Raw genomic sequence first — 21,153 nt, 5'->3', positions numbered from 1 at the left:
CAAGTATTTTATATGCATCTGATAGTAAATCTAACCAAATAATTAAAGCTAAACAATACCCACATTTAGTGATTCTTTCTCTTGAAATTTAAAATTTTAACATAAAAAAACCCACTCGTTAATTCGAGTGGGTTTGTCATTTATTAAGGTCTGTTTTTAGAAAGCTATCTTTTTAGTAGTTTCAAAATCATTGTCTAAGACTACTTTGACAAGCAGCATTTGATTGCTTGATGGTAGACGCTCGATCGATAATGAAAGATCGTTAACCTTCATTTTTTCAAACAATAACTTTCCTGAAATATCATAAACATAAACCGTTTTGATGTTTTCTGAAGCGCTCGAAACTTTGATTACCTGATCTTTTACCGAAACCACAACACCTGTCTGATCGGCCTCAAAATCTCCTGTACCCAACGTTTTGTTAGTGTATTTAAGTGCAAATCTTTCTTTGAAAGTTCCTTTGGCAGTAGTAAAAGTATACGCTGATTCTTTTAAATCATGCACAACATTTAGCACTTTGTCTTCTAAATACACATTTTGAGAATCCAAATCACCTTCTGTATGATCGATTGCAATAGTAAAACTGCCATCGATAGTCGATTTGTACCCTAATGGCACAACATCATTAGAAGCTAACGGATACGCACGACCTTGGATCGCCAAACTTTTGTTGTCGCTTAAGCTATAAAAATCTGCAACCGTGTTGGCGTTGCTGGTTGTTCCGTCGTATTTATCTTCGTAACTGTTGCTGGCTCCATCAACATAACCAATTAAAGCTTGTTTAAAAACACCACTTGGGTTACTAAAATTAAGCCAAACTTTGGCCTCTGTATTGGTTTTTGAAGTTTTGAAAAATTGCGAATTATTACCCGGATTATCCTTACGCATTCCGTTATTGAAAACAATTTGCGATGGACTCTCTCCTGCTCTTACTTTTACCATTATCGCTTGTCCGGCAGCAATGTAACCATTTGGAGCAACTCCTCCTGATTGTGCTGCTGTACCACCTGTAGCGTTGCAAGAAGCATAATCTGTTGAGGTATAAACATACAATGAGCCGGATGGCGAGATATTGGTATTGTGTGTCCAGAATCTAACAGTTCCCTCTAAAAACGGGTTGGCGGCTAAGAAATCTGTTATTTTTATCGCTGAGGGATAAGGATTACCCACAACATAACTTTTTGCTGCAATTACCGATTCGCCGGTTACAGGACCATTGTTTGGAATTCCTGTAAATCTGGCTACAAACAAAGATCGGTTGGTATCGTGAAAAGATTGTGGTCCACGAATAACATAACCTTTTCCTGGTAGCATCACATTGGCATTATTCTCATAAAACCATTTTGAATTCGCTCCGTCAAAAGTCAAAAACTTATCACCCAAAGTCTCTGGTGAGAATCCCACCATTGTTTGACCTGTAACAGGTGACCCATAATAGGTATAATCAAAACGATTGATCAGCGTGTTACGCTCATAAACAATATTTCCTGTGTTCTGAACATCAGTAGTTTGTACTAAAGTAGATTTGTCTTTGAATATTAAAGTACCTGCCGAAACTTTCAAGGCATTAACTAACTTTAATATGTCACCGTTGATTATGTTTACCGTTCCTGAATTTACCTGACATGAACAGCCTGACAAATCACCCGAAGAATCATAATTGCCATTAAAAATAATGTTTACATTTGGATTCTTTGGAGCACTATTATCCCAGCTTGTCCCATTCCAAGTCGTGCTCAATAATGCTTTTACTTCTATCGAAATAACATTAGAAGCTGCACTGTTGCCACAACCTGAAACCGCTACAACACGGTAATAATACGTTTTTAATGCCGTTAACCCTGTAGCGACATACGTCGTCACATTACCAACATTAAGATTATTATATCCTGATACCGGCATTGTAAAAGCATTATCCTCGGCTATTGTCAGTACATAACTCGTAGCATTAACAACACTCGACCAATTCGCCGTAAAACCATTACAATTTGGCGAAGTGGCCGCTGTGGCTAATGGAGCCGCTCCCGAAACATTAATAGTACCCGTTGCGAAAACTGTAGGACCACAACTACCTATTAATGGAATACTATAATTATAAGTCCCTCCAACAGTTGGCGTTCCGCTTATTGTAATTGTGTTTGTCGCCCAAGATGCTGTGACTCCCGCAGGTAACCCTGATGCTGTACCAATTCCTGTTGCTCCCGCTGTAGTATGTGTAATTGTTGTCATTGGAGTTCCAGCACAAACATTTGGAGTCGATGAAGCAGCACCAACACTTGTATTAGGCTGAACAGTTATAGATGCAGCGTTTGAAAAAGCAGCAGGACAACTACCACTTTGTACTACAGCTCTAAAATAAGTCGTCGCAGTTAGATTTCCAATTGCAGCACCTGTTAAGGTTGCAGTTGTATTTGCTATTGTTGTCGGAGATAAAAAACCAGGATTATTTGCCATTTCCCATCTAACAATTGTTCCGCTATAGCTACTTAAAGTTAAAGTAGTAGGCTGAGTACCTGAACAGATTGTTTGTGAAGGAGAAACTGTCCCTCCAGAATCCCCAACAGTTATTAAAACTGCCGATGAAAAAGCCGTACAATAAGACCCTGATTGAATTTGAACTACCGCTCTGAAATAAGTACTAGAAGTTAAATTTCCAATAGTAGCTCCTGTCAAAGTTGATGTTGTATTATTGATGGTTACAGGTGATGAAAAAGCCGCGTTACTTGATTTTTCCCATCTGATAATTGTTCCTGTATTGCCACTCAAAGTTAACGTAGCAGGCTGAGTACCTGAACATATTGTCTGTGCTAAAGCTACTGTACCGCCTACAGGCCCTGTAGTAGAAAAAGTGATAGTATTAGAGTTACCCGTTACACCACAACTATTATAAGCTCTTACTCTATAATATAAGGTTCCACCCGGTAATCCACCAACAAAAACATTTGATGCAGAATAAGCTATATTGAAATTATTATATCCGGAAACAAAATTTGTAAAAGCATTGTCTGTTGCGATGTCTAAATAATAACCCGTTGCATTTGTTACAGTCGACCAATTGGCTACAACTGCCTCACATTGGGCAGAAGTTGCCGCACTTGCTACTGGCGCAGATGCAGGAGCTGGATTACTAACATTTACATAAAAGTAAGCTTGGTTCGTACTAGTACCACAACCATTTACTGCAGCAACAGAAATATTACCGCTTTGAGATGAATTTCCAGTAGTAACTGTAACACTTGTTGTTCCTTGACCTGACGTAATAGACCATCCTGTAGGAACTGTCCAAACGTAACTTGTGGCATTGGCTACTGCAGCTATAGAATATACCTGACTTGTCAATGCTGGACATTGTGGAGTAACGCCTGAAATAGCACCCGGTGTCGCTGGAACTGCTGTATTTACTGTTACAACAACTGTTGCAGAAGTTGCGCTCGGACAAACACCACTAGTCACTACAGCTCTGTAATAACGAGTTGACGTTAAAGCACCCATTTGTGCACTAGTCAAAGTATTTGAGTTTCCACCAATATTCGAAAAAGTAGAATTATTAGTAGATACCTGCCACTGAATATTTCCTGTGTTACCGGTTAAAGTAATATTTGCTGGTTGTGATCCTGAACAAATTGATTGATTGGCAGATACTGTTCCCGCTACACTTGTTGCATTTACTACAACAGTAGTAACGTTTGAATTTACTGTATTACAAGTACTTCCACCACTCTGAACAACTGCTCTAAATTGTGTATTAACAGTCAAAGGGCAAGAAGTATATGTTGGAGTTGTATTATTAATTACTGTAATAGTAGCAAAACTATTCGAAGAAGATTCCCATCGTACAATATTTCCTGTATATCCTCCCAAAGTCAATAAACCACTTGTACTACCAGAACAAATAGTTGTTCCTCCGGTTACTGTTCCGCCAACAGCAGCTGTTGCTGTTGTTATAGCAATACTACTTGAAGGATAAGAACAAGCCGAAGCATTTGTCCCTGACATCACTCTTCTGTAATAAAGAGTTGTGTTAGCCGTAGGAGTTGTTGCAGGAACCGTATAATTTTCTGCTGTTGCTCCAGCAATATCTGTAAAATTAGTATTATCAGTCGAAGATTGCCATTGGAATCTTATAGAAGGATTTGTTGATGACCCTACGTATGCTATTGCAGAACCATCAAGTACTGTAGTTGTTCCTGAGCAACGAGTAATAGGACCTGTAGTAACAATTGTGTTTACTGTAGGATCAACTGGTCTCATGCTAAAATTAGAAACATTAGAACCATTTTTTTCGTAGTACTCAAATACTAACTTACTGCTTCCTGTTAAATTAACCAAAACGTTCTGGTAAGTAGTGGAGCTTTGTTGGGACCAGGCATCAAAAACTTTTACGCCGTCAACATATAATCTCACACCATCATCTCCTGTTACAGTAACCATATAACATCCTACCAAAGTAGAAGTCATTCTGTAGCGCACGGCAAAAGTATCTGTTCTTACCGTTTGTCCTGTTCCTCCAGCTGTAAAAGCAAAACAATTATCAGAACTACCGTATGACTGAGAAAAAGACGTTGTAGTTCCGGTAACCGTGTTTGCCTGAGTAAAAGAACCTAAATAATTAGCAAAAGCATTTGCATCAGAAGGGGGCACAGCCACAGTAGAATTAGAAAAATCATACACATGACCAATCCATGAATTTGTACCTTCTGCGGTTTGAGAATCAGAAGAATTACTTCCTCCTGTGTAAGCTGCAGTAATGGTTACTGGACTATTATTAGAAGAATTGCCACAGTTCGCATTATCATTAAATTGAACACGCACTTCACCTGTGTAAGTGGCTGTCCAGTTAAGTGTAACTCCCGTGTTATTGGCACTTGCGTTACCTTGTACAATAAAATCCCCTGCTGCATCATAGAGAGTAAGACGCTTAATAAAACCATAATCGGTAGCCGAAGTGGTAAAAGTATACGTTAAACCTTGAATAACATTTACACGAACATGCTGACGTAAATCAACATTAGTAAAATTTACTAATGCAACATTGGTAGCAGAATTTTCTCTGTTGTAACAAATAGACTGTATTGTCCCGGATTGTCTACTGTTTCCACCATAACCACATTGTGATTGTACATTTTGGCTAATAAAAATAATTAAAACGGCACTAAAAAGTAATTTTTTAAACATATAACAAAAGATATTAAACTTAACTTTATCGTTGATCACACCAGTTACGTAAAAAACAATATTGTGGTTTTCAAAATTGTTTTTTTTCTAACAACTGATCTTATCGGTAAATTTGGGAACGATTATTTTATACCAAAAAGGAATAAAATATTCCTTAATTTTGGACACAAAATTATGACAATAATGCAGGTTTACAATATCTTAGATATCGATTTGACAAAAAATACGTATAAAAAAAGGTTTTGTGCGACAAATTCATAAAATTTTATGATTTGTTCGCAAAAAAAGAAAGAAAATACAGATGAACGAAATAAACACACCTAAAGAAGCCTTACAAAAATTAGAGCGCTTCTGTGCCTATCAGGAAAGGTGCCATAATGAAGTTGTAAGTAAATTATTAAGTTTGAAAATGACGACCGCCGAAATCGATTTGATTGTAGTTCAGCTCATTGAAAATAATTTTCTTAACGAAACTCGTTTTGCCTGTACCTTCGCCAGAGGAAAACATCGCATCAAAAAATGGGGAAAAATTAGAATCACAAGTGAGCTGAAAGCAAGGCATATTTCTTCCTATAATATCAACTTGGCGCTAAAAGAAATTACACCCGAGGAATATTATACTACATTTGAGAATATTGCAGAACGTTGCTGGAATAATTTAACAGAAACCAATCTATTAAAAAAAAGAAAAAAATTCTGCGACTACCTGCTTCGTCGAGGATACGAAAGTAATTTGGTTTACGAAAAACTAAAAGAATTAGAAACTAAGGCCTAACAACAAATCTCAAAGCTTAAAATTGAGATTTGTGCTATAAAAATTATGCTTTTTCGACGAGGACACTCACGGCATTTCCACCAAAACCGACCGCGTTGATCAGTATTTTTTTGATTTCCTTGTGTTGTTTTTGCGCTTTCGCGAAAGGAACATCGACAAATTTATTGTGTTCCATCATCAAAAGAGCCAATTCAAGACTTAACATTCCGGATGCGCCAAAAGTGTGACCGATCTTCCATTTATTTGTAGTCAGAAGTGGCAAATGAGCTCCAAAAACTTTTTCTATAGCTCGTAATTCTGTCAAATCTCCTTTTATAGTACCTGGAGCATGCATTACAATTACATCAATATTTTCGGGACTTTCATCCTTCAAAGCCATTTTCATCGATTTTTGAAAACAAGTAGCTTCCGCCGAAATCGAGATGTTATGCTCCAAAATTTCAGTAGCATAACCTACAGCCGAAATATACGCAATCGCATTTTCTTTTTCGCCAGCCTCCAAACAGCAAACCGAAGCACCTTCTCCCAGAATCATCGTGTTTTGCGTTTTTTCGAAATCAAAAGCTAGGTTTGGCCACAAATCCTTCGCCTGATCAAGTCGCGAATAAATCTTTAAAGCGCGCATTTGGGCAATGGTAAAATCGGTCAATGGAGCTTCACTTCCGCCTACCAAAAACTTATCGGCCATGCCTGATTTTAACCAAGCTACACCATTTAACAAGGCATGAAGTGCTGTAGAACACGTAATAGAATGTGAGATTTCTGGACCTGTACTTTGTAAATCATGCGCAATCCAAGAGGAGATATTCCCTAAAGTAGTGGTCGGAGAAGCCAAAGTTTGTGCTTTTCCTGTGTCAATATATTCTTTATAATGTTTTTCGAATAAATCTGTAGCTCCTCGCGAAGAACCAATATTAATTCCAAAAACCGCATCCTCTTTCCAGCCTGCATCCTGAACTGCTTTTCGCGAAGCCGCTAAAGCAAATAAAACAGAATCATCCAGAAATTTATATTTTGCATCAGATTCCCGCAGTTTTGCCACAATCTCTTTCGACTCAGCATCTAATGAAGCCACCGAAGTTTCTTGTTGATCTAAAAACTGAGTTGAAAAACAATGCTGATTATCGAGGTACTTTTTCCAAACACTTTCAGAATTATTTCCCAGAGGAGAAAGAGAAGAAAAAGCAGTTATGGCAATTTTTGTTGAATTCAAAATAATGTATTTTGCCGCAAAGTTCGCAAAAGTTTATTTTTATACCTAATTAAAACCACATAACTAATAAGGTGTTTTGGCACAATCATTTCTGTATTTGCCAAAACACCTTAATTATTTATTTCCAAAAAAAATTACACCATTTCGATCGCTTCCTCAATGGTTGCATATACTTTTTGAAGTTGTTCTTCAGTCATTACATAAGGCGGTAAAATGTAGACAATATTTCCAACTGGACGCAAAACAACACCTTTTTCAATAAAGAAATTATACAATTTCGTTCGCATCGATCCGTAGTAACTTTCTGTTGTGTCCGATTTTATTTCAACAGCAAAAATAACACCTAAAGTTCTGGCAGTAATTACCTTAGGGTGATTTTCTATTTTCTTTTGAAATAGTAAATGACTTGCATTTATCCTTTTGATATTGGCTTGCATTTCTGGTGTTTGCAACAAACCGATACTGGCCAAAGCAGCTGCGCAACCTGTTGGATTCCCTGTAAAAGTGTGTCCATGAAACAAGGCTTTATTGATATCATCATCATAAAAAGCCTCAAAAACAGCCGAAGTAAAAGTAGTAATCGCCATCGGGATTGTTCCGCCCGTCAAGGCTTTCGATAAACAAATCATGTGTGGTTCTTCAGAAACATAATCCATTGCGAAGGTTTTTCCTGTTTTACCAAAACCTGTCATCACTTCGTCTGCAATCGTCAACACATTATTTTCCTTGCAAATCCTGATCAGTTTTGCTAACGCTTCGGGTTCGTACATGACCATTCCTGCAGCTCCTTGCACCAAAGGTTCAAAAATAAACCCAGCACAATTATGACTTTTAATTACATTTTCTAAAGCCTCAAAACTCTCTTGCTCTTGTCCTTTTACAGGAACCGGAATTCTCACCACATCAATAAACATCCCTTGAAAAGCCTGCGTGTAAAACGAAATTCCGCTTGCCGCCATTGCCGCAAATGTATCTCCGTGAAAAGCGTTTTCAAAAGCAATGATCGTAGTTCGCTTTTCATTTTTATTGAAAAAATACTGTAAAGCTACTTTTATCGCCACTTCGACCGCTGTAGAACCATTGTCTGAAAAAAATATTTTTTGTTGGTTTTTAGGAAGAATTTCGAGCAATTTTTCGGCCACTTTTATTGCGGGCTCATGCGTAAAACCTCCAAACAAAACATGTTCCAGAGTAGTCAATTGTTTATAAATCGCGTCCGCGATAAATTTATTGCTATGCCCAAAAGGGTTCACCCACCACGAGGCAATGGCATCGATATATTCTTTGCCATTCTCGTCCCAAAGCAAAGCGCCTTCTCCTCTAGAAATAACGATTGGAGTTTGTGCAGTTTTGTGTTGTGTATAAGGATGCCAAAGGTATTGGCTGTCTTTTTCCTGTAAAGTCATACTGTGAAAATGTTTTTTGTTAAATGTGAGATGTAGTCAGTTTTACTTATTACAAATTACATTTTACAATTCTAATAAGTTGTTCCTAAACAAATCGGCGTATTCCCGAATTACATTTTGATCAAAATAAGGTTCTTCGTCAATTCTTCCGATATTTTTAACACCCGTTCTATTCAAAATCAAACTTTCTGTTGCTTTATTTTCGCTTCCGCTGAAAATAATTCCGGCCACTTCAAAACCTCGGTTCTGAATGGCTTCAATGGTTAACAAAGTATGATTGATGCTTCCTAAATAATGTCTGGAAACAACAATGACTTTATAATCGGGCTGAATCAAATCGATAATAGAATCATTTTCGTTAAGCGGAACAAAAATTCCGCCAGCACCTTCAATCACCAAATAATTGGATGTTTTGGGCTCCTGAATTTGTTTCAAATCAATAATAATGCCATCAATTTCTGCTGCAAAATGGGGACTCGCAGGCGTATTCAACTGATAGGCATTTGGAAAAAATTGAGATTTAGCATTTGAAACTTGAGCTTTTACTTTATGACTGTCTGAATTATCTAAATCTCCCGCCTGAACGGGTTTCCAATAATCTGCTTCCAAAGCTTCTACAATAATAGCAGAAGCAACTGTTTTACCAACATCGGTAGAAATTCCTGTTACAAATATTTTCATCTTTTTATTTTAATACGTTGCAAAAATACCAATAAAACAAGAAACCCATCATTACGATGGGCTGCTTTTTTTACTCTTCTTTTAATTGATCTATTACTTTTTTTATTTCTTTGGCGTACTTGCCATAAAAAAAATGAACCCACCATTCTAAAACCAGACCCATAAAAAGAATCGTGAAGACCACCACAGAAAAAACACTTATTATCTCTGCATTACTGAATTGTAGCATACTAAAATTTGCCGATTTTGATGCTTTATAATAAACAAAAACCACCAAAAATAAAACCAGAAAAGGCGTCAGGGCAAAACCAAACGTTTTGTACAATTCCATATTCAGTCGAATATCAAAATAAGTCTCATACAAATTGTCTTTTGTTTTTAAAGCCGTATTGTTTAATCGTTTATAAAAGAAATAAAGCTTTAGCAAATAATACACACAAACTGCCGTAAACATACCAAAAAGCAAGAAGAAAGGCATTATGAATTTTTGCTCAAAATGAAAAATATAAGGTACAAATCCGATCAAGATGACCGAGATCGCTTGGTAAATTAATTCATTTTTTAAGTTTTTTCTAATTTTATCTAAAGGCGTATTGGCCGATTGTATTTTTTCTAAATTATCCGGAAGAATGATATTTTCTGTCTTTTCATTGTTCCATGCGTTTTGTATATCGTTAAAATCCATATCCTTGATTTTTTATAATTTCTTTTAATTTTTCTTTTGCTCTGTTTAATTTTACTCTCGCATTCCCTTCAGAAATACCTAAGTTATCGCCAATTTCTTTGTGTGAAAATCCTTCTAACTGATAAAAAATAATCGCTTTATCAATTTTCTCCAATTTCTGAACCGCTTTATAAAAATGATCGATCTGACTTTCTTTTATATGTGAATCGCCTTCGTCGTCTTTTATATTCTCAGAGGTGATTTCGTATTTATCGACTTTGCGTTTTTCTTTTTTCAAAAAAACAATAGCAGTATTTACGGCGACTCGGTACATCCAGGTCGAAAATTGACTTTCGTTCCTGAAAGAATCATAGGATTTCCAGAGCTGACAGACAATCTCCTGAAACAAGTCTTGCTGGTCGTCATGATTATCCATATACATTTTAGAAACTTTATACAAAATTCCTTTATGCTTTTCTATTCGCGTTAAAAACTCTTGTTCTTTTTCTTTCAAAACTTCGCTATTTCGTTACTGGTTTAACGGTATATCCTGCTTTTCTCAACAAATTAATTATTCCTTCTTCACCAGCCAAATGCGCTGCTCCTACTGCAAAAAATGTGGGTTGCTTTTTCATCAATTCAGGCATTTGCGTCACCCAATTACGATTGCGACCGTTGAGCATTTTATCTTTTGTTTTTTCACTCATCAGCTTTTCGCCAGTCGTATTTATATAAATCAAATCAATATTTTCTTTTTTATAATTATCTACCAGAACTGCCGCTTCGTCTGGAGTTGCCTCACTTAACATGGTCAGCATTTCATCGTTTGTGTAGGCATTTTCAAGAATTTCAAACTGAGACTTAATCGTTTCTAAACCGCCAATTTGATGATTTTGTTTTTTAGCCAATTCTATAAATTCCATTTCGTACAATTTGATATCGCTGCAACCAAAAGATTTTATAAAAATTAAACTCATCACGGTTGTTAAGCTAAAACTATTTACTTGTTGCACCGACATTCCAGTAGTTTTTTTCAAAATCAAATCCAATTTTGACAATTGTTCCGGAGTTAATATTTTATCCAAAGGTTCTTTTCCCATTGCCATTTGTTGCATTGCTGTAATCTCGTTAGGATCTGATAAATTAATTTCTAGTACTAATTTCTCAGAAGCTTCGAATGCTTTTTTTGCTTTTTCAGAAAGAAAATAATCCGCGCCACAAATCATGTGAATTGTTCCGTACAAATACGATGGTTTTGACAACCCGTTTCCAGAAACCTCCCATAAAAGCGAATTTTCAAGTTTTGGAGATTTTGTTTGTGCTTGAGTTCCTGCGCTAAAAATAATTAGAAACGCAGCTGTTACCGATTTAAATAAATTTTTCATACTGTTTTTGATTGATGTTTATAGATTGATTTGATGATTAAAACTCCATTATTTTTTGCTGCATTGCTGTCTTTTTGAAGACGCTAAAGTTGCCGCAAACAAACAACAAACTACTACAAATAAAGTAGAATACGGTTTGCCGTGTACAAAATGACTTATTAATGAATAGCTGATTTGCATGGACGATAAAAATAGTAATACGATACAAATAATGGTTTTGACTAAAGATGTTTTGGTTTTCATAACGCTTTTGATTTATTTGATTACGACTCGTAAGTAAACAATCAATCAAAACGTTACAAAAAAATATTGTTTTTTTTTAATTGCCAGCAAAGACGGGATTTTACAAAGGTTTAAAAAATAAACATCTGTAAAAGTGGTTATGCTTTTATTCTGATATTTTAGAAAAACGCATCTAAAACACAAAGTCTCTCAGCAACTCTAAAACCTGAAAAATCTCTTTTTCTGAATTATAACTATGAATACAAAAGCGAAGTCTTTCCTGCCCCTCGGGAACAGTTGGCGATAAAATTGGTTTTACATCAAAACCTTTTTGACGAAGTTGTTGCGCTATTTGCTTTACTCTTTCATTTCCTGGAATAATCGCAGACTGGATGGCCGATTTGCTTCGGACAAAGATTGGTTTTAGACCTAAAAGATTTTTTTGCTGATTAAAAAAAACAATGTTATTGCGCAGTTTATCAATCGTTTCTTTTTCTTCTGCTAATTGTTGATAAACCGTCAAAATGGTAGCTACCGCATGCGGAGACAGTCCGGTAGTGTAGATAAAACTTCGGGCAAAGTTGACCAAATATTCTTTAAGTGCGGTACTTCCTAAAATAGCTGCTCCGTGACAACCCAAGCCTTTACCGAAAGTCATAATTCGGGCAAAAATTCGATCCTGAACATTTAAATATTGCGCAAGACCCTCGCCTTTTTCTCCAAAAACTCCCAACGTATGAGCTTCATCTACTACTAAATAACAATTGTATTTATCTGAGAGCAAAACCAATTCTTCCAGATTTGGGCAATCGCCATCCATAGAAAAAACGGTCTCAGTTACAATATAAATAATTGTTGGAATTTGGGTTTTGGAAGATCGAAATTTAATTATTAGCCGTTCTAAATCTTCAAAATCATTGTGGTTGAATTTGTATGATTTGGCATTCGATAAAACAATTCCGTCACGAATAGAAGCATGACTTAACTCATCATACAAAATAACATCGTTTCGTTGCGGTACAGCACTAAAAAACCCAACATTGGCATCATAGCCCGAATTAAAAATTAGAGCCGATTCTGCCTCATGAAATTGCGCAATAAAATTCTCGGTAATTGGATATAAAGAATGATTACCAGAAATTAATCGTGAACCCGTTGCTCCGTTTTGAGCAATGTCTTTTTCTATCAGATACTGATGGGTTTGTTTGAAAATAGTTTCTGATTTTGAAAACCCGATATAATCATTAGACGTAAAATCGATTAGATTATTTTGGCTAGGCAATTGCCTTAGCGCATTGCTTTGTTTACGATTTTCCAGTTTCTGATTGAGATTTTCGGGTAATTTCATAAAGGCAAAGTTATGAAATTAAGACTAAATTTCTGGTGTGCTCTGATTTTTAGCCCAGATGGGAGCGGCATCCTTTGCCTGCCTTCTTTAGGCAAGCAAAGATATAGTGGACAGCTGGAATAGCTCCTGAAACAAAAAAGCCAAACATCACTACTTGTCTTTTTAATTTATTTTGAAATTGTCTTTCTCAATCCATTTAAAATTTCCTTTCTCAGTAGCATCTAGGATATCGATATCTAGTTTATTTGAAAGATCTAGACAAAATTGATAAGCCATTTGTTTGGTTTCAAAACTACACATTTTATAATGCCTGTTTTTAACATACCAGAGATTCGTTGCATATTCTCCCCACTTATCTACGAAAAAAGAAACGTACTCAAACTCTGTTACTTTAGAATTTACATCATAGGAAAATGGCCCAACAACATATCTTGTTATGATAATACTGTCTGTCACGTTTATAATAATATCTTTTGTTGCAGAAAAAAGTAATCCATAACCTAAACAGAAACCACCAACAGAAACAACAGAAGTTAGGAGCTTGATAAAAAGAACGAAAGAAGCACCTAAATAAAGAACGTAAATCAAGATCCCTAACAAATAAATAAAAACACCATAAAAGACAGCAGCTAAAGCTAACTCGAACCAGCTTCTTTTCTTTTCTAATATTGAAACTTCTTGTTTTTTATTATTTTCCATATTTCAAAAATAAAAAAAAGCCAAACATCACTGTCTGGCTTTTTAATTTATTTTGAAATTGTCTTAGTCGGCTAAAACAATTACTTTGTTGTCTTTCATTTCGATAGTACCTGATGCAATCTCTAATGTGTAGGTTTGCTCATTTACTTTCGTGAATTTACCCGCTACTTCTTTAGAAAAATTAAAGCTGGACGCTACAACTTTTACAGTTCCTTTTTCTAAAATAGAAACAATCGGAGCGTGATTATTCAAAATTTGAAAGCTTCCATCAACTCCAGGTAAGGTAACCGAAGTTACTTCCCCTGAAAATAATTTTGCTTCTGGTGATACTATTTCTAAAATCATATTTTTTGAGTTAGAAGTTATTTGTTAAAGGTTAGAAGTTTCAGACAAAACGTCTAACATCTAACCTCTCACTTTTAACTTATATATTATGCTTCTGCCAACATTTTTTCTCCAGCTTCGATAGCATCTTGGATAGAACCTTTCAAGTTGAAAGCTGATTCTGGAAGGTGATCTAACTCACCATCGATAATCATGTTGAATCCTTTGATAGTATCTTTGATATCAACCAAAACTCCAGGAATACCTGTAAATTGCTCCGCTACGTGGAAAGGCTGAGACAAGAAACGTTGTACACGACGTGCTCTTGATACAGAAAGTTTATCTTCTTCAGATAACTCTTCCATACCTAGAATCGCGATAATATCTTGTAACTGTTTGTATTTTTGAAGAATCTCTTTTACTCTTTGTGCACAATCGTAGTGCTCGTTTCCTAAAATTTGAGGAGTCAAAATTCTTGAAGTAGAATCTAACGGGTCAACCGCTGGATAAATACCTAGCTCAGCAATTTTACGAGACAATACTGTTGTTGCATCTAAGTGAGCAAACGTTGTTGCTGGCGCCGGGTCAGTTAAATCATCCGCAGGAACGTAAACCGCTTGTACAGATGTAATAGATCCTTTGTTTGTAGAAGTGATACGCTCTTGCATAGCTCCCATCTCTGTTGCCAAAGTTGGTTGGTATCCTACTGCAGAAGGCATACGTCCTAAAAGTGCTGATACCTCAGAACCTGCTTGTGTAAAACGGAAGATATTATCAACGAAAAATAATACGTCTTTACCTTGATCCGTTCCTGCTCCATCACGGAAATACTCAGCGATAGACAATCCTGAAAGTGCCACACGAGCACGAGCTCCAGGAGGCTCATTCATTTGTCCGAAAACGAAAGTAGCTTTAGACTCTCTCATTCCTGGCATATCTACTTTAGACAAATCCCATCCTCCATTTTCCATAGAGTGCATGAAATCGTCACCGTATTTAATAATTCCTGACTCTAACATCTCACGAAGCAAGTCATTTCCTTCACGTGTTCTTTCACCTACTCCTGCGAATACTGAAAGTCCACCGTGACCTTTTGCGATATTGTTGATCAACTCCTGAATCAATACTGTTTTACCAACACCTGCACCACCAAACAATCCAATTTTACCTCCTTTTGCGTAAGGCTCGATCAAATCGATTACTTTGATACCTGTGAATAAAACTTCTGATGAAGTTGATAAATCTTCAAATTTAGGAGCTTGTCTGTGAATAGACAAACCGTTCTCTCCTGTTTTTGGCAAGTTTCCTAAACCATCAATTGCATCTCCAATTACATTGAATAATCTTCCATATACATCTGGACCGATTGGCATTTGGATTGGATTACCCGTTCCAACTACTTCATATCCTCTTGACAAACCATCTGTAGAGTCCATAGAAATGGTACGAACAGTGTTTTCACCAATGTGAGATTGTACTTCAAGAACTAATAACGTTCCGTCTTTTTTAGTGATTTCTAGTGAATCATAAATTTTTGGAAGTTCAACATCTTTTCCGTTGAAAACTACGTCAACTACTGGTCCAATGATTTGAGCAACTTTTCCTATTACTTTTGACATTACTTATGTGTTTATTAAATAGCTATTTAGGTTTATCGAAAATACCTCTTTTTTCAGAGCGCAAAGATAAATTTTTAAAATATAAAATCAATATTTTTTATAAAAAAAATACTGCGATTTTGTTTGATTCCTAAAAGTCAGCCTTTAAATGGTTAAATTGATAATTTTATGCCATTAAAAAAGCCACTACATTATCTTTTTTAATGAGTGGCTTTTTTATTGGTTATTTATATTTAATTGATTGTTTTTGGATACTGAATTGGATATACTCCCAAATCTACACGTCTAAGAGTCGACTGAAATTGAGTATTGATAGCATCAATAAATATATTAGCAATCAGACCATATCCTCTGGCACTTGGATGAATTCCGTCAAGAGAAAAAGCACCACCTGTAACATACGTTGCTGACAATGTATAATTTCCAAAACTAATCCCGCCATTAGACAATTGCGCCATAATTGGTCGTGTATCTACAAACGCTAGTCCTTTTGCTTTTGCTACAGCTTCGATAGTAGCATTGTATGCATCTGTAGCTACTTTGATTTCTGTTATTTCAGATTGAATCAAAACGTCTTTGTCCTGCAACGGAAATGTAATTCCAAATTTATCCAAAGGTGCTGGCGGAGCAATTCCCAGACCAGAATTAGCAGCCGTTGGTGCCGTACCAATCACTGTTCTGGTTGGCAAAACAACATAATCTTTAAAAGTACCATCAGATGTTTGTTTTGTTTGTCTTGCCTGACCAAAAACCTGACCATAAAAAGCAGCAGTTTGAGCACCTAATGTTGGTGTAAAAGCCGCTGTTAATTGTGCAGACAAATTGGTCAAAGTCTCATCTTTAATCAACAAAGGATTGGCTGCAGTCTCAGAAAGCAAATTGATTCTGTCACCTGCTCCAAAAGCAGTCAAAGCTTGTTTTAGCGGACCGTATAATTGTGCATTTAAAGCTTTTATAGTTGCAACTCCAACAGTAGCGTTTCCGTTCCCTAACAAACTTGATGTAAGTGGGTTATAAGGAACCGTTACAAAATAAGGCAGTGTATTAATATAAGGCAAATTGGCCACTACACCTTTTGCTCCATTAGCTGTTAAGCCCGTTACCAAAGTGTTGTAAACATTTGCAAAAACCGTTGGATCTGTAATATCGTTACCTCCGTAAGTTGCAGGATTTAGGTTTCCTTTTTGATCCTTTCCTATTCCTCCTGAAGAAGCATAACCCAAAACATCATTTCCACCTATCCATAGAGAGAAAAAAGTAGGAGTTTGCACCACTGCATCAGCAAGTACCGTTGTTGAAGGCGAACTTGAGAAACGTGCGAAATAAGGGTTTGCAGTTCCTGTTGCTACACCAGCAACATTACCATAACCAGGAGTAACCAAATGATAACTTTTTGCTCCCGGAACACTCAAGTTATTAAAAGTTCCTGTAAGATGAACACCAACTTCAGTGGTTGGTTTATCTGTTAATGCCACCGGAGCCGATCCATTAAAATACAAACGAGGACCTGCTATAACATTTCCGCCCAACAATAGACCTCCAATATTATCACTCATAAAAGGAATTGTAAAAGCACCTCCGCCAGCAGCTGCAAATTGCTGCGATAGAATAGTTGTATAAGCTCCTTCCTGACCTTTTTTGAAAAGTGCACCATCACTATATCCTGCCGCAAAAGAGTCACCAAGCGCTACATATTTTGTAAATACTGCCGTACCGGGAACAACCGGAACCTCTGCCGGAGCAGCATTATCATCATCATTGTTACATGCTACAAAGGTTAAGGAAACCAGCAATAGCCATTTTATATTTTTTATCATGATTTTTTAATTTAAAATTAGTACTTCTTTTTCATTCGTCCTGACAAACTCAAGAACTCAATTTTCCATGTATTATGGATTGATTGTCCAAGAAGCAAACCATTGCTGACCAATTGCTCCCGCACCAATTACCTGAAGATAATCTGAACCGAAAAGATTCGTTGCTCCTACTTTAACAACTGATTTTAATTTTGGAAAAGCATAATTTATCTGAGCATCAAGAACCGTATTTTCTGGAATCATACCATCTCCAAAAGAAGATTGCCATAAATATTCTGTGTTCCATCTTACATTTAGATTAAAACCTAAGTTCTTAGTTACTTTAGAATTTCCTAAAGAAGCTTTAACTCTATGTTTAGGCGTATTAAATCCAGCAATAAAACTAGGATCTTCTGTCTGATCAAAATCAAATTGTGCATAGTTATAATTTACCCCTAACTCAAAATCTTTGTATACTTTCTTTGCCAAACCAACACCAAAACCTAATGATGAAATATTAGCAGTTGTATTAGTATATACCTGATAAACTCTTCTATCGCCAAATCTTATAGCAGCATAAGTTTTTTGAACTTCTGGATCTGCAGCATTGGTTCCAACTGTACCGTAGTATGGTGAAATTACTCTCGAAGTATTCATGAAATCATTATAAATATTGTAGTAAGCATTCAAATCGATTGACAAATCATTTTGAACAACTGAGCGATAACCAATTTCAAAAGCCTGTACTTGTTCCGGCTTAACCAAACCAACATTGGCAACCTTAAGATCTGCAGGATTTGCAGACAGGCTAAATGCCTGAACCGAGGTCAAAGTATAAGCGTTACGATACGCATTCTGACCTGATAAATTTACCGTAGCAGGAGATCCTAAAGCTTGACCTGCAGCACTCACTGGTTTTGTTTCTGTAAATCGATCTAAATTTTCAGGAGCAGAACCAATTAAAGCAAACGGTCCTAAATCTAAACCAATATATTGATCCTGAGTAGTTGGATTACGGAAACCTGTTTGATAGGATACTCTAAAATTATGTCTTTTTGCCTCACCTCCTGAGTATACAAATGAAACTCTTGGTGATATATTTCCATCAAAATTCTGGCTTTTATCATAACGAAGAGATCCTGTAAACTTCAATCTGTCGTCTAAGAATTTTTTTTGTAATTGTGTGTAAGCACCGTATTCTTTATAATCAATTGGACCATCAAAGTCAGTAAAAATAGTTCCTTCAGAATCCATGATGTATTTTCTCCAAGAACCACCTACCTGAATTTCAGCAAACTTAATTAGGTCTTTAAAATTATAATTTAAATCTGAATGATATAATTTTGAGTGATCAATAAATTTTGCCCCTTGTGTTAAATCCGGATTTGCCAACACAGTAGTAAGCGCTTGTTTAAACTGAGCAGAACCCGGCTCAAACCTCGCAGAACCTGTTGGTGTTGGGATAAAAGAAATAGCCGCAGGAAGCACATTATAATCTGCAAAATTTCTAGCGATAGCAGCTGATTGATTTGCATTTGTACCCATAACCGCTCCTGATAATTGGTAAGCAGTTGCATAATTGGTAAACCATTCCTGATCTGATTTTGCAGCTCTGTTAACATTCCATGCAGCAAATCTCATGTCGTACGAATTTCCAGCATCTTCATCTGTAGCATAGAATCTGGCAAAAAAGTTTTTCCCTTTTACTTCCACTTTTGCTTGTTGCATCATAAAATCTTTCAAGGCATATCTGTTAGCTCCTTGATAAATTGTACTTCCCAAACCAATTTTATATTGCAAAATAATTTCGGTTTCATCTGCAAAAGGTCTGATATGTGCAGAGAAATCGGCTTTTATATTTTTTACTTTATTGTCTGTCAAATCTTGTTCGCGATATCCAGTTCTACTTACTTGACCCACATTCGGAATAAAAGTAGTCACCTCGTCTCCGTAAAGATTCAAACCATCATAATTTTGATTTGTTTCACGGCTTACACCTCCAGCTGTCATACTTCTATTATCAGCAGCGATCCACTCTGTCGCTTCCAAGTAAGTAAAATTTCCTTTTAAAGCGAAGTGTTTTGTAAATGCTTTTGCTGCTCTAATTCCAAAGTCATTATAATCATTTCTGCCAGCAGCGTTTTGATTCGTCTGCCCGTATTTATAATAAACACTGATACCTTCGTTGGTAAAAGGACTTTTACTATTCATAAACAAAATTCCATTGAAAGCATTTGCACCATAAAGCGCTGAAGATGCACCTGGCAGAAGTTCGACATTTGCAACATCAATATCAGAAATACCAATTAGATTTCCTAACACGAAGTTTAAGGCTGGCGATGAGTTGTCCATTCCGTCAACCAATTGCATAAAACGAGTGTTGGCAACAGATGCGAAACCACGCGTATTGATAGACTTAAACGAAATACTACTGGTATTAAAATGCACCTCTTTTAAGTTTTCTAACCCATCATAAAAAGTGGCAGCAGTCGTGTTCTTAATTTCCTGAATTCCCATTCTTTCAATAGTAACAGGAGATTCTATCACTCTCTCTGGAGTTCTTGATGCCGAAACAACAATTTCATCCAATTTAGTTTCCTCATCTTTTAGCACCACATTGACTTTTTGATCAGCCGAAGTGACATTGATGATCTTAGATTCAAATCCTACCGCCGAAACCTTAATAGCAAAAGGTGGTTTAGACGTTGTTTTTAAAGCAAAAGTACCGTCAAAATCAGTAGAAGCACCACTTGTACTGCCTACAACATTTACATTGGCACCAGGAATAGATTGGTTGTTACTATCGGTAACGGAACCCGTAATTGTAGTCTGTGCGAAAGAAAATCCACAGAAAAACAAAGACATAATTAGTAAATAAACTCTCATTGGATTTGTTTTTGGTTAGTTTAGATAGCCAAAATAACAAATAATTTTCATATTACTAAAAAAAGGTTAAAAAAAATTAATTATAAATATATTTTTAGCAAGTATTTTAAGTATTCCTCATAACGATTTATTAAATTAATAACAATAACCGTACATTTAAAATGAGAGATACTATGCATACATATAAATTTTAAGAAAAAAAATGAATATTTCTTAAAAATACATAGTTCATAAAAATAAATTGACAATATAAAAAAACGAGACCTAAATCTCGTTTTTTTAACATTTTTACCAAATTTAAAGGGTTAAGGCTTTTTTAAAATTCAATTTTAATACCGATTTGATTACCGCTCGCCACCAAAGTTGTTTTGTACGCAGGCTGATTATTTTCGGCCAAACCATCATTGTATTTGGTCAAAGCCGATTTGACTTTTCTGGCATAACCAATCTTGACAGGAATAGAACCCAAAATCATTGCACCGCCAATAATAGCAGCAGTAAAACTAGTACGCTCTGCTTGTACAGAAGGATAATAACCATTACCGGGGTAGGTAGTCACATATTTCTCATCTTTTGTCAATCCAACTAATAAATTGGCAACCACAAGTGCCGAGCCACCATACAGCAGTACATTGCCCCATGTTTTCTTATTTCTTCCCGCATTATACAATGACAGCGCTTCGTTGTTATTTGCCATCAGAGCCCGAACTTCCATCGGATTGATTTTTTTGTTCTCTGCATTATAGACGTTTCCGCCTGTTCTATAAGTAAGCTGTTGAGAGAAGCCGGTTGCAGTTATTATTAGGAAAACTGCTGTGATAATTTTTTTCATAAACGTAAATTAAATGATAAGATTAGAAATAGCTCAAGCAAATAAACATCATAATTTATAGATTTGAAATTTATTTCAAAAAAAAGTTAAACAAAAAAAGCGAGACCTGGATCTCGCTTTTTTTAACA

The 21,153-nt window shown here is 36.0% G+C and carries 15 protein-coding genes; 1 reads left to right on the top strand and 14 read right to left on the bottom strand.

What is annotated here, in order from left to right; genetic code table 11:
- Positions 1–156 precede the first annotated feature (156 nt).
- Entirely contained in the window at positions 157–5,175 is a 5,019-nt protein-coding gene (locus J3495_RS08065) for a T9SS sorting signal type C domain-containing protein (protein WP_210666048.1), read from the bottom strand.
- Positions 5,176–5,476: 301 nt separating this feature from the next.
- Here J3495_RS08065 and J3495_RS08060 point away from each other — a divergent pair, with 301 nt between their 5' ends.
- The gene (locus J3495_RS08060; protein ID WP_210666047.1) at positions 5,477–5,950 is read left to right on the top strand and encodes a regulatory protein RecX; all 474 of its coding nucleotides are present in this window, start codon (positions 5,477–5,479) and stop codon (positions 5,948–5,950) included.
- Positions 5,951–5,993: 43 nt separating this feature from the next.
- Here the strand turns inward: J3495_RS08060 and J3495_RS08055 are convergent, their stop codons facing one another.
- The 13 genes from J3495_RS08055 to J3495_RS07995 form a co-directional block, all read right to left on the bottom strand.
- Entirely contained in the window at positions 5,994–7,163 is a 1,170-nt protein-coding gene (locus J3495_RS08055) for a beta-ketoacyl synthase N-terminal-like domain-containing protein (RefSeq protein ID WP_210666046.1), read from the bottom strand.
- 134 nt (positions 7,164–7,297) lie between these two features.
- Positions 7,298–8,569 (bottom strand): adenosylmethionine--8-amino-7-oxononanoate transaminase, encoded by a 1,272-nt coding sequence (gene bioA / locus J3495_RS08050; protein WP_210666045.1) that lies wholly within the window; start codon positions 8,567–8,569, stop codon positions 7,298–7,300.
- Between the two features lie 63 nt (positions 8,570–8,632).
- Entirely contained in the window at positions 8,633–9,250 is a 618-nt protein-coding gene (gene bioD, locus J3495_RS08045; protein ID WP_210666044.1) for a dethiobiotin synthase, read from the bottom strand.
- 70 nt (positions 9,251–9,320) lie between these two features.
- Positions 9,321–9,935: a hypothetical protein gene (locus J3495_RS08040; RefSeq protein ID WP_210666043.1), complete on the bottom strand. Its 615-nt coding sequence runs from the start codon at positions 9,933–9,935 to the stop codon at positions 9,321–9,323.
- Positions 9,925–10,428 carry an RNA polymerase sigma factor gene (locus tag J3495_RS08035; protein ID WP_210666042.1) on the bottom strand — a complete coding sequence of 168 codons (504 nt, stop codon included), beginning with the start codon at positions 10,426–10,428 and terminating at the stop codon, positions 9,925–9,927. The genes J3495_RS08040 and J3495_RS08035 overlap by 11 nt, the downstream gene beginning before the upstream one ends.
- Before the next feature lie 7 nt (positions 10,429–10,435).
- Positions 10,436–11,299 (bottom strand): TraB/GumN family protein, encoded by an 864-nt coding sequence (locus J3495_RS08030; protein ID WP_210666041.1) that lies wholly within the window; start codon positions 11,297–11,299, stop codon positions 10,436–10,438.
- A gap of 415 nt (positions 11,300–11,714) precedes the next feature.
- Positions 11,715–12,869, bottom strand: coding sequence for an aminotransferase class I/II-fold pyridoxal phosphate-dependent enzyme (locus J3495_RS08025; RefSeq protein ID WP_210666040.1), 1,155 nt, complete (start codon positions 12,867–12,869; stop codon positions 11,715–11,717).
- Positions 12,870–13,031: 162 nt separating this feature from the next.
- The gene (locus J3495_RS08020) at positions 13,032–13,568 is read right to left on the bottom strand and encodes a hypothetical protein (protein WP_210666039.1); all 537 of its coding nucleotides are present in this window, start codon (positions 13,566–13,568) and stop codon (positions 13,032–13,034) included.
- A gap of 63 nt (positions 13,569–13,631) precedes the next feature.
- Positions 13,632–13,913, bottom strand: coding sequence for a F0F1 ATP synthase subunit epsilon (locus tag J3495_RS08015; protein ID WP_210666038.1), 282 nt, complete (start codon positions 13,911–13,913; stop codon positions 13,632–13,634).
- Positions 13,914–13,999: 86 nt separating this feature from the next.
- On the bottom strand, positions 14,000–15,511 hold the full coding sequence (atpD, locus tag J3495_RS08010; protein WP_007808159.1) for a F0F1 ATP synthase subunit beta: 1,512 nt from the start codon (positions 15,509–15,511) through the stop codon (positions 14,000–14,002).
- A 233-nt stretch (positions 15,512–15,744) separates the two neighbouring features.
- Positions 15,745–17,328, bottom strand: a complete 1,584-nt coding sequence (locus J3495_RS08005; RefSeq protein WP_210666037.1) for an SGNH/GDSL hydrolase family protein — start codon at positions 17,326–17,328, stop codon at positions 15,745–15,747.
- A gap of 72 nt (positions 17,329–17,400) precedes the next feature.
- Positions 17,401–20,193 (bottom strand): TonB-dependent receptor, encoded by a 2,793-nt coding sequence (locus J3495_RS08000; RefSeq protein ID WP_210666036.1) that lies wholly within the window; start codon positions 20,191–20,193, stop codon positions 17,401–17,403.
- Positions 20,194–20,509: 316 nt separating this feature from the next.
- Positions 20,510–21,025: a hypothetical protein gene (locus tag J3495_RS07995; protein ID WP_210666035.1), complete on the bottom strand. Its 516-nt coding sequence runs from the start codon at positions 21,023–21,025 to the stop codon at positions 20,510–20,512.
- Between the last annotated feature and the right edge of the window lie 128 nt (positions 21,026–21,153).

The organism is Flavobacterium geliluteum, assembly GCF_017948595.1.
In the GTDB taxonomy this organism is placed as follows: domain Bacteria; phylum Bacteroidota; class Bacteroidia; order Flavobacteriales; family Flavobacteriaceae; genus Flavobacterium; species Flavobacterium flavipigmentatum.
The sequence above is the reverse complement of the archived record's forward strand: the minus strand, read 5'-3'. Positions and strand labels throughout refer to the sequence as shown.

Coding starts and splice junctions, on each gene's coding strand:
- J3495_RS08065 (WP_210666048.1), bottom strand. CDS start 5,175: ATGTTTAAAAAATTACTTTTTAGTGCCGTTTTAATTATTTTTATTAGC.
- J3495_RS08060 (WP_210666047.1), top strand. CDS start 5,477: ATGAACGAAATAAACACACCTAAAGAAGCCTTACAAAAATTAGAGCGC.
- bioA (WP_210666045.1), bottom strand. CDS start 8,569: ATGACTTTACAGGAAAAAGACAGCCAATACCTTTGGCATCCTTATACA.
- bioD (WP_210666044.1), bottom strand. CDS start 9,250: ATGAAAATATTTGTAACAGGAATTTCTACCGATGTTGGTAAAACAGTT.
- J3495_RS08040 (WP_210666043.1), bottom strand. CDS start 9,935: ATGGATTTTAACGATATACAAAACGCATGGAACAATGAAAAGACAGAA.
- J3495_RS08030 (WP_210666041.1), bottom strand. CDS start 11,299: ATGAAAAATTTATTTAAATCGGTAACAGCTGCGTTTCTAATTATTTTT.
- J3495_RS08025 (WP_210666040.1), bottom strand. CDS start 12,869: ATGAAATTACCCGAAAATCTCAATCAGAAACTGGAAAATCGTAAACAA.
- J3495_RS08020 (WP_210666039.1), bottom strand. CDS start 13,568: ATGGAAAATAATAAAAAACAAGAAGTTTCAATATTAGAAAAGAAAAGA.
- J3495_RS08015 (WP_210666038.1), bottom strand. CDS start 13,913: ATGATTTTAGAAATAGTATCACCAGAAGCAAAATTATTTTCAGGGGAA.
- atpD (WP_007808159.1), bottom strand. CDS start 15,511: ATGTCAAAAGTAATAGGAAAAGTTGCTCAAATCATTGGACCAGTAGTT.
- J3495_RS08005 (WP_210666037.1), bottom strand. CDS start 17,328: ATGATAAAAAATATAAAATGGCTATTGCTGGTTTCCTTAACCTTTGTA.
- J3495_RS08000 (WP_210666036.1), bottom strand. CDS start 20,193: ATGAGAGTTTATTTACTAATTATGTCTTTGTTTTTCTGTGGATTTTCT.
- J3495_RS07995 (WP_210666035.1), bottom strand. CDS start 21,025: ATGAAAAAAATTATCACAGCAGTTTTCCTAATAATAACTGCAACCGGC.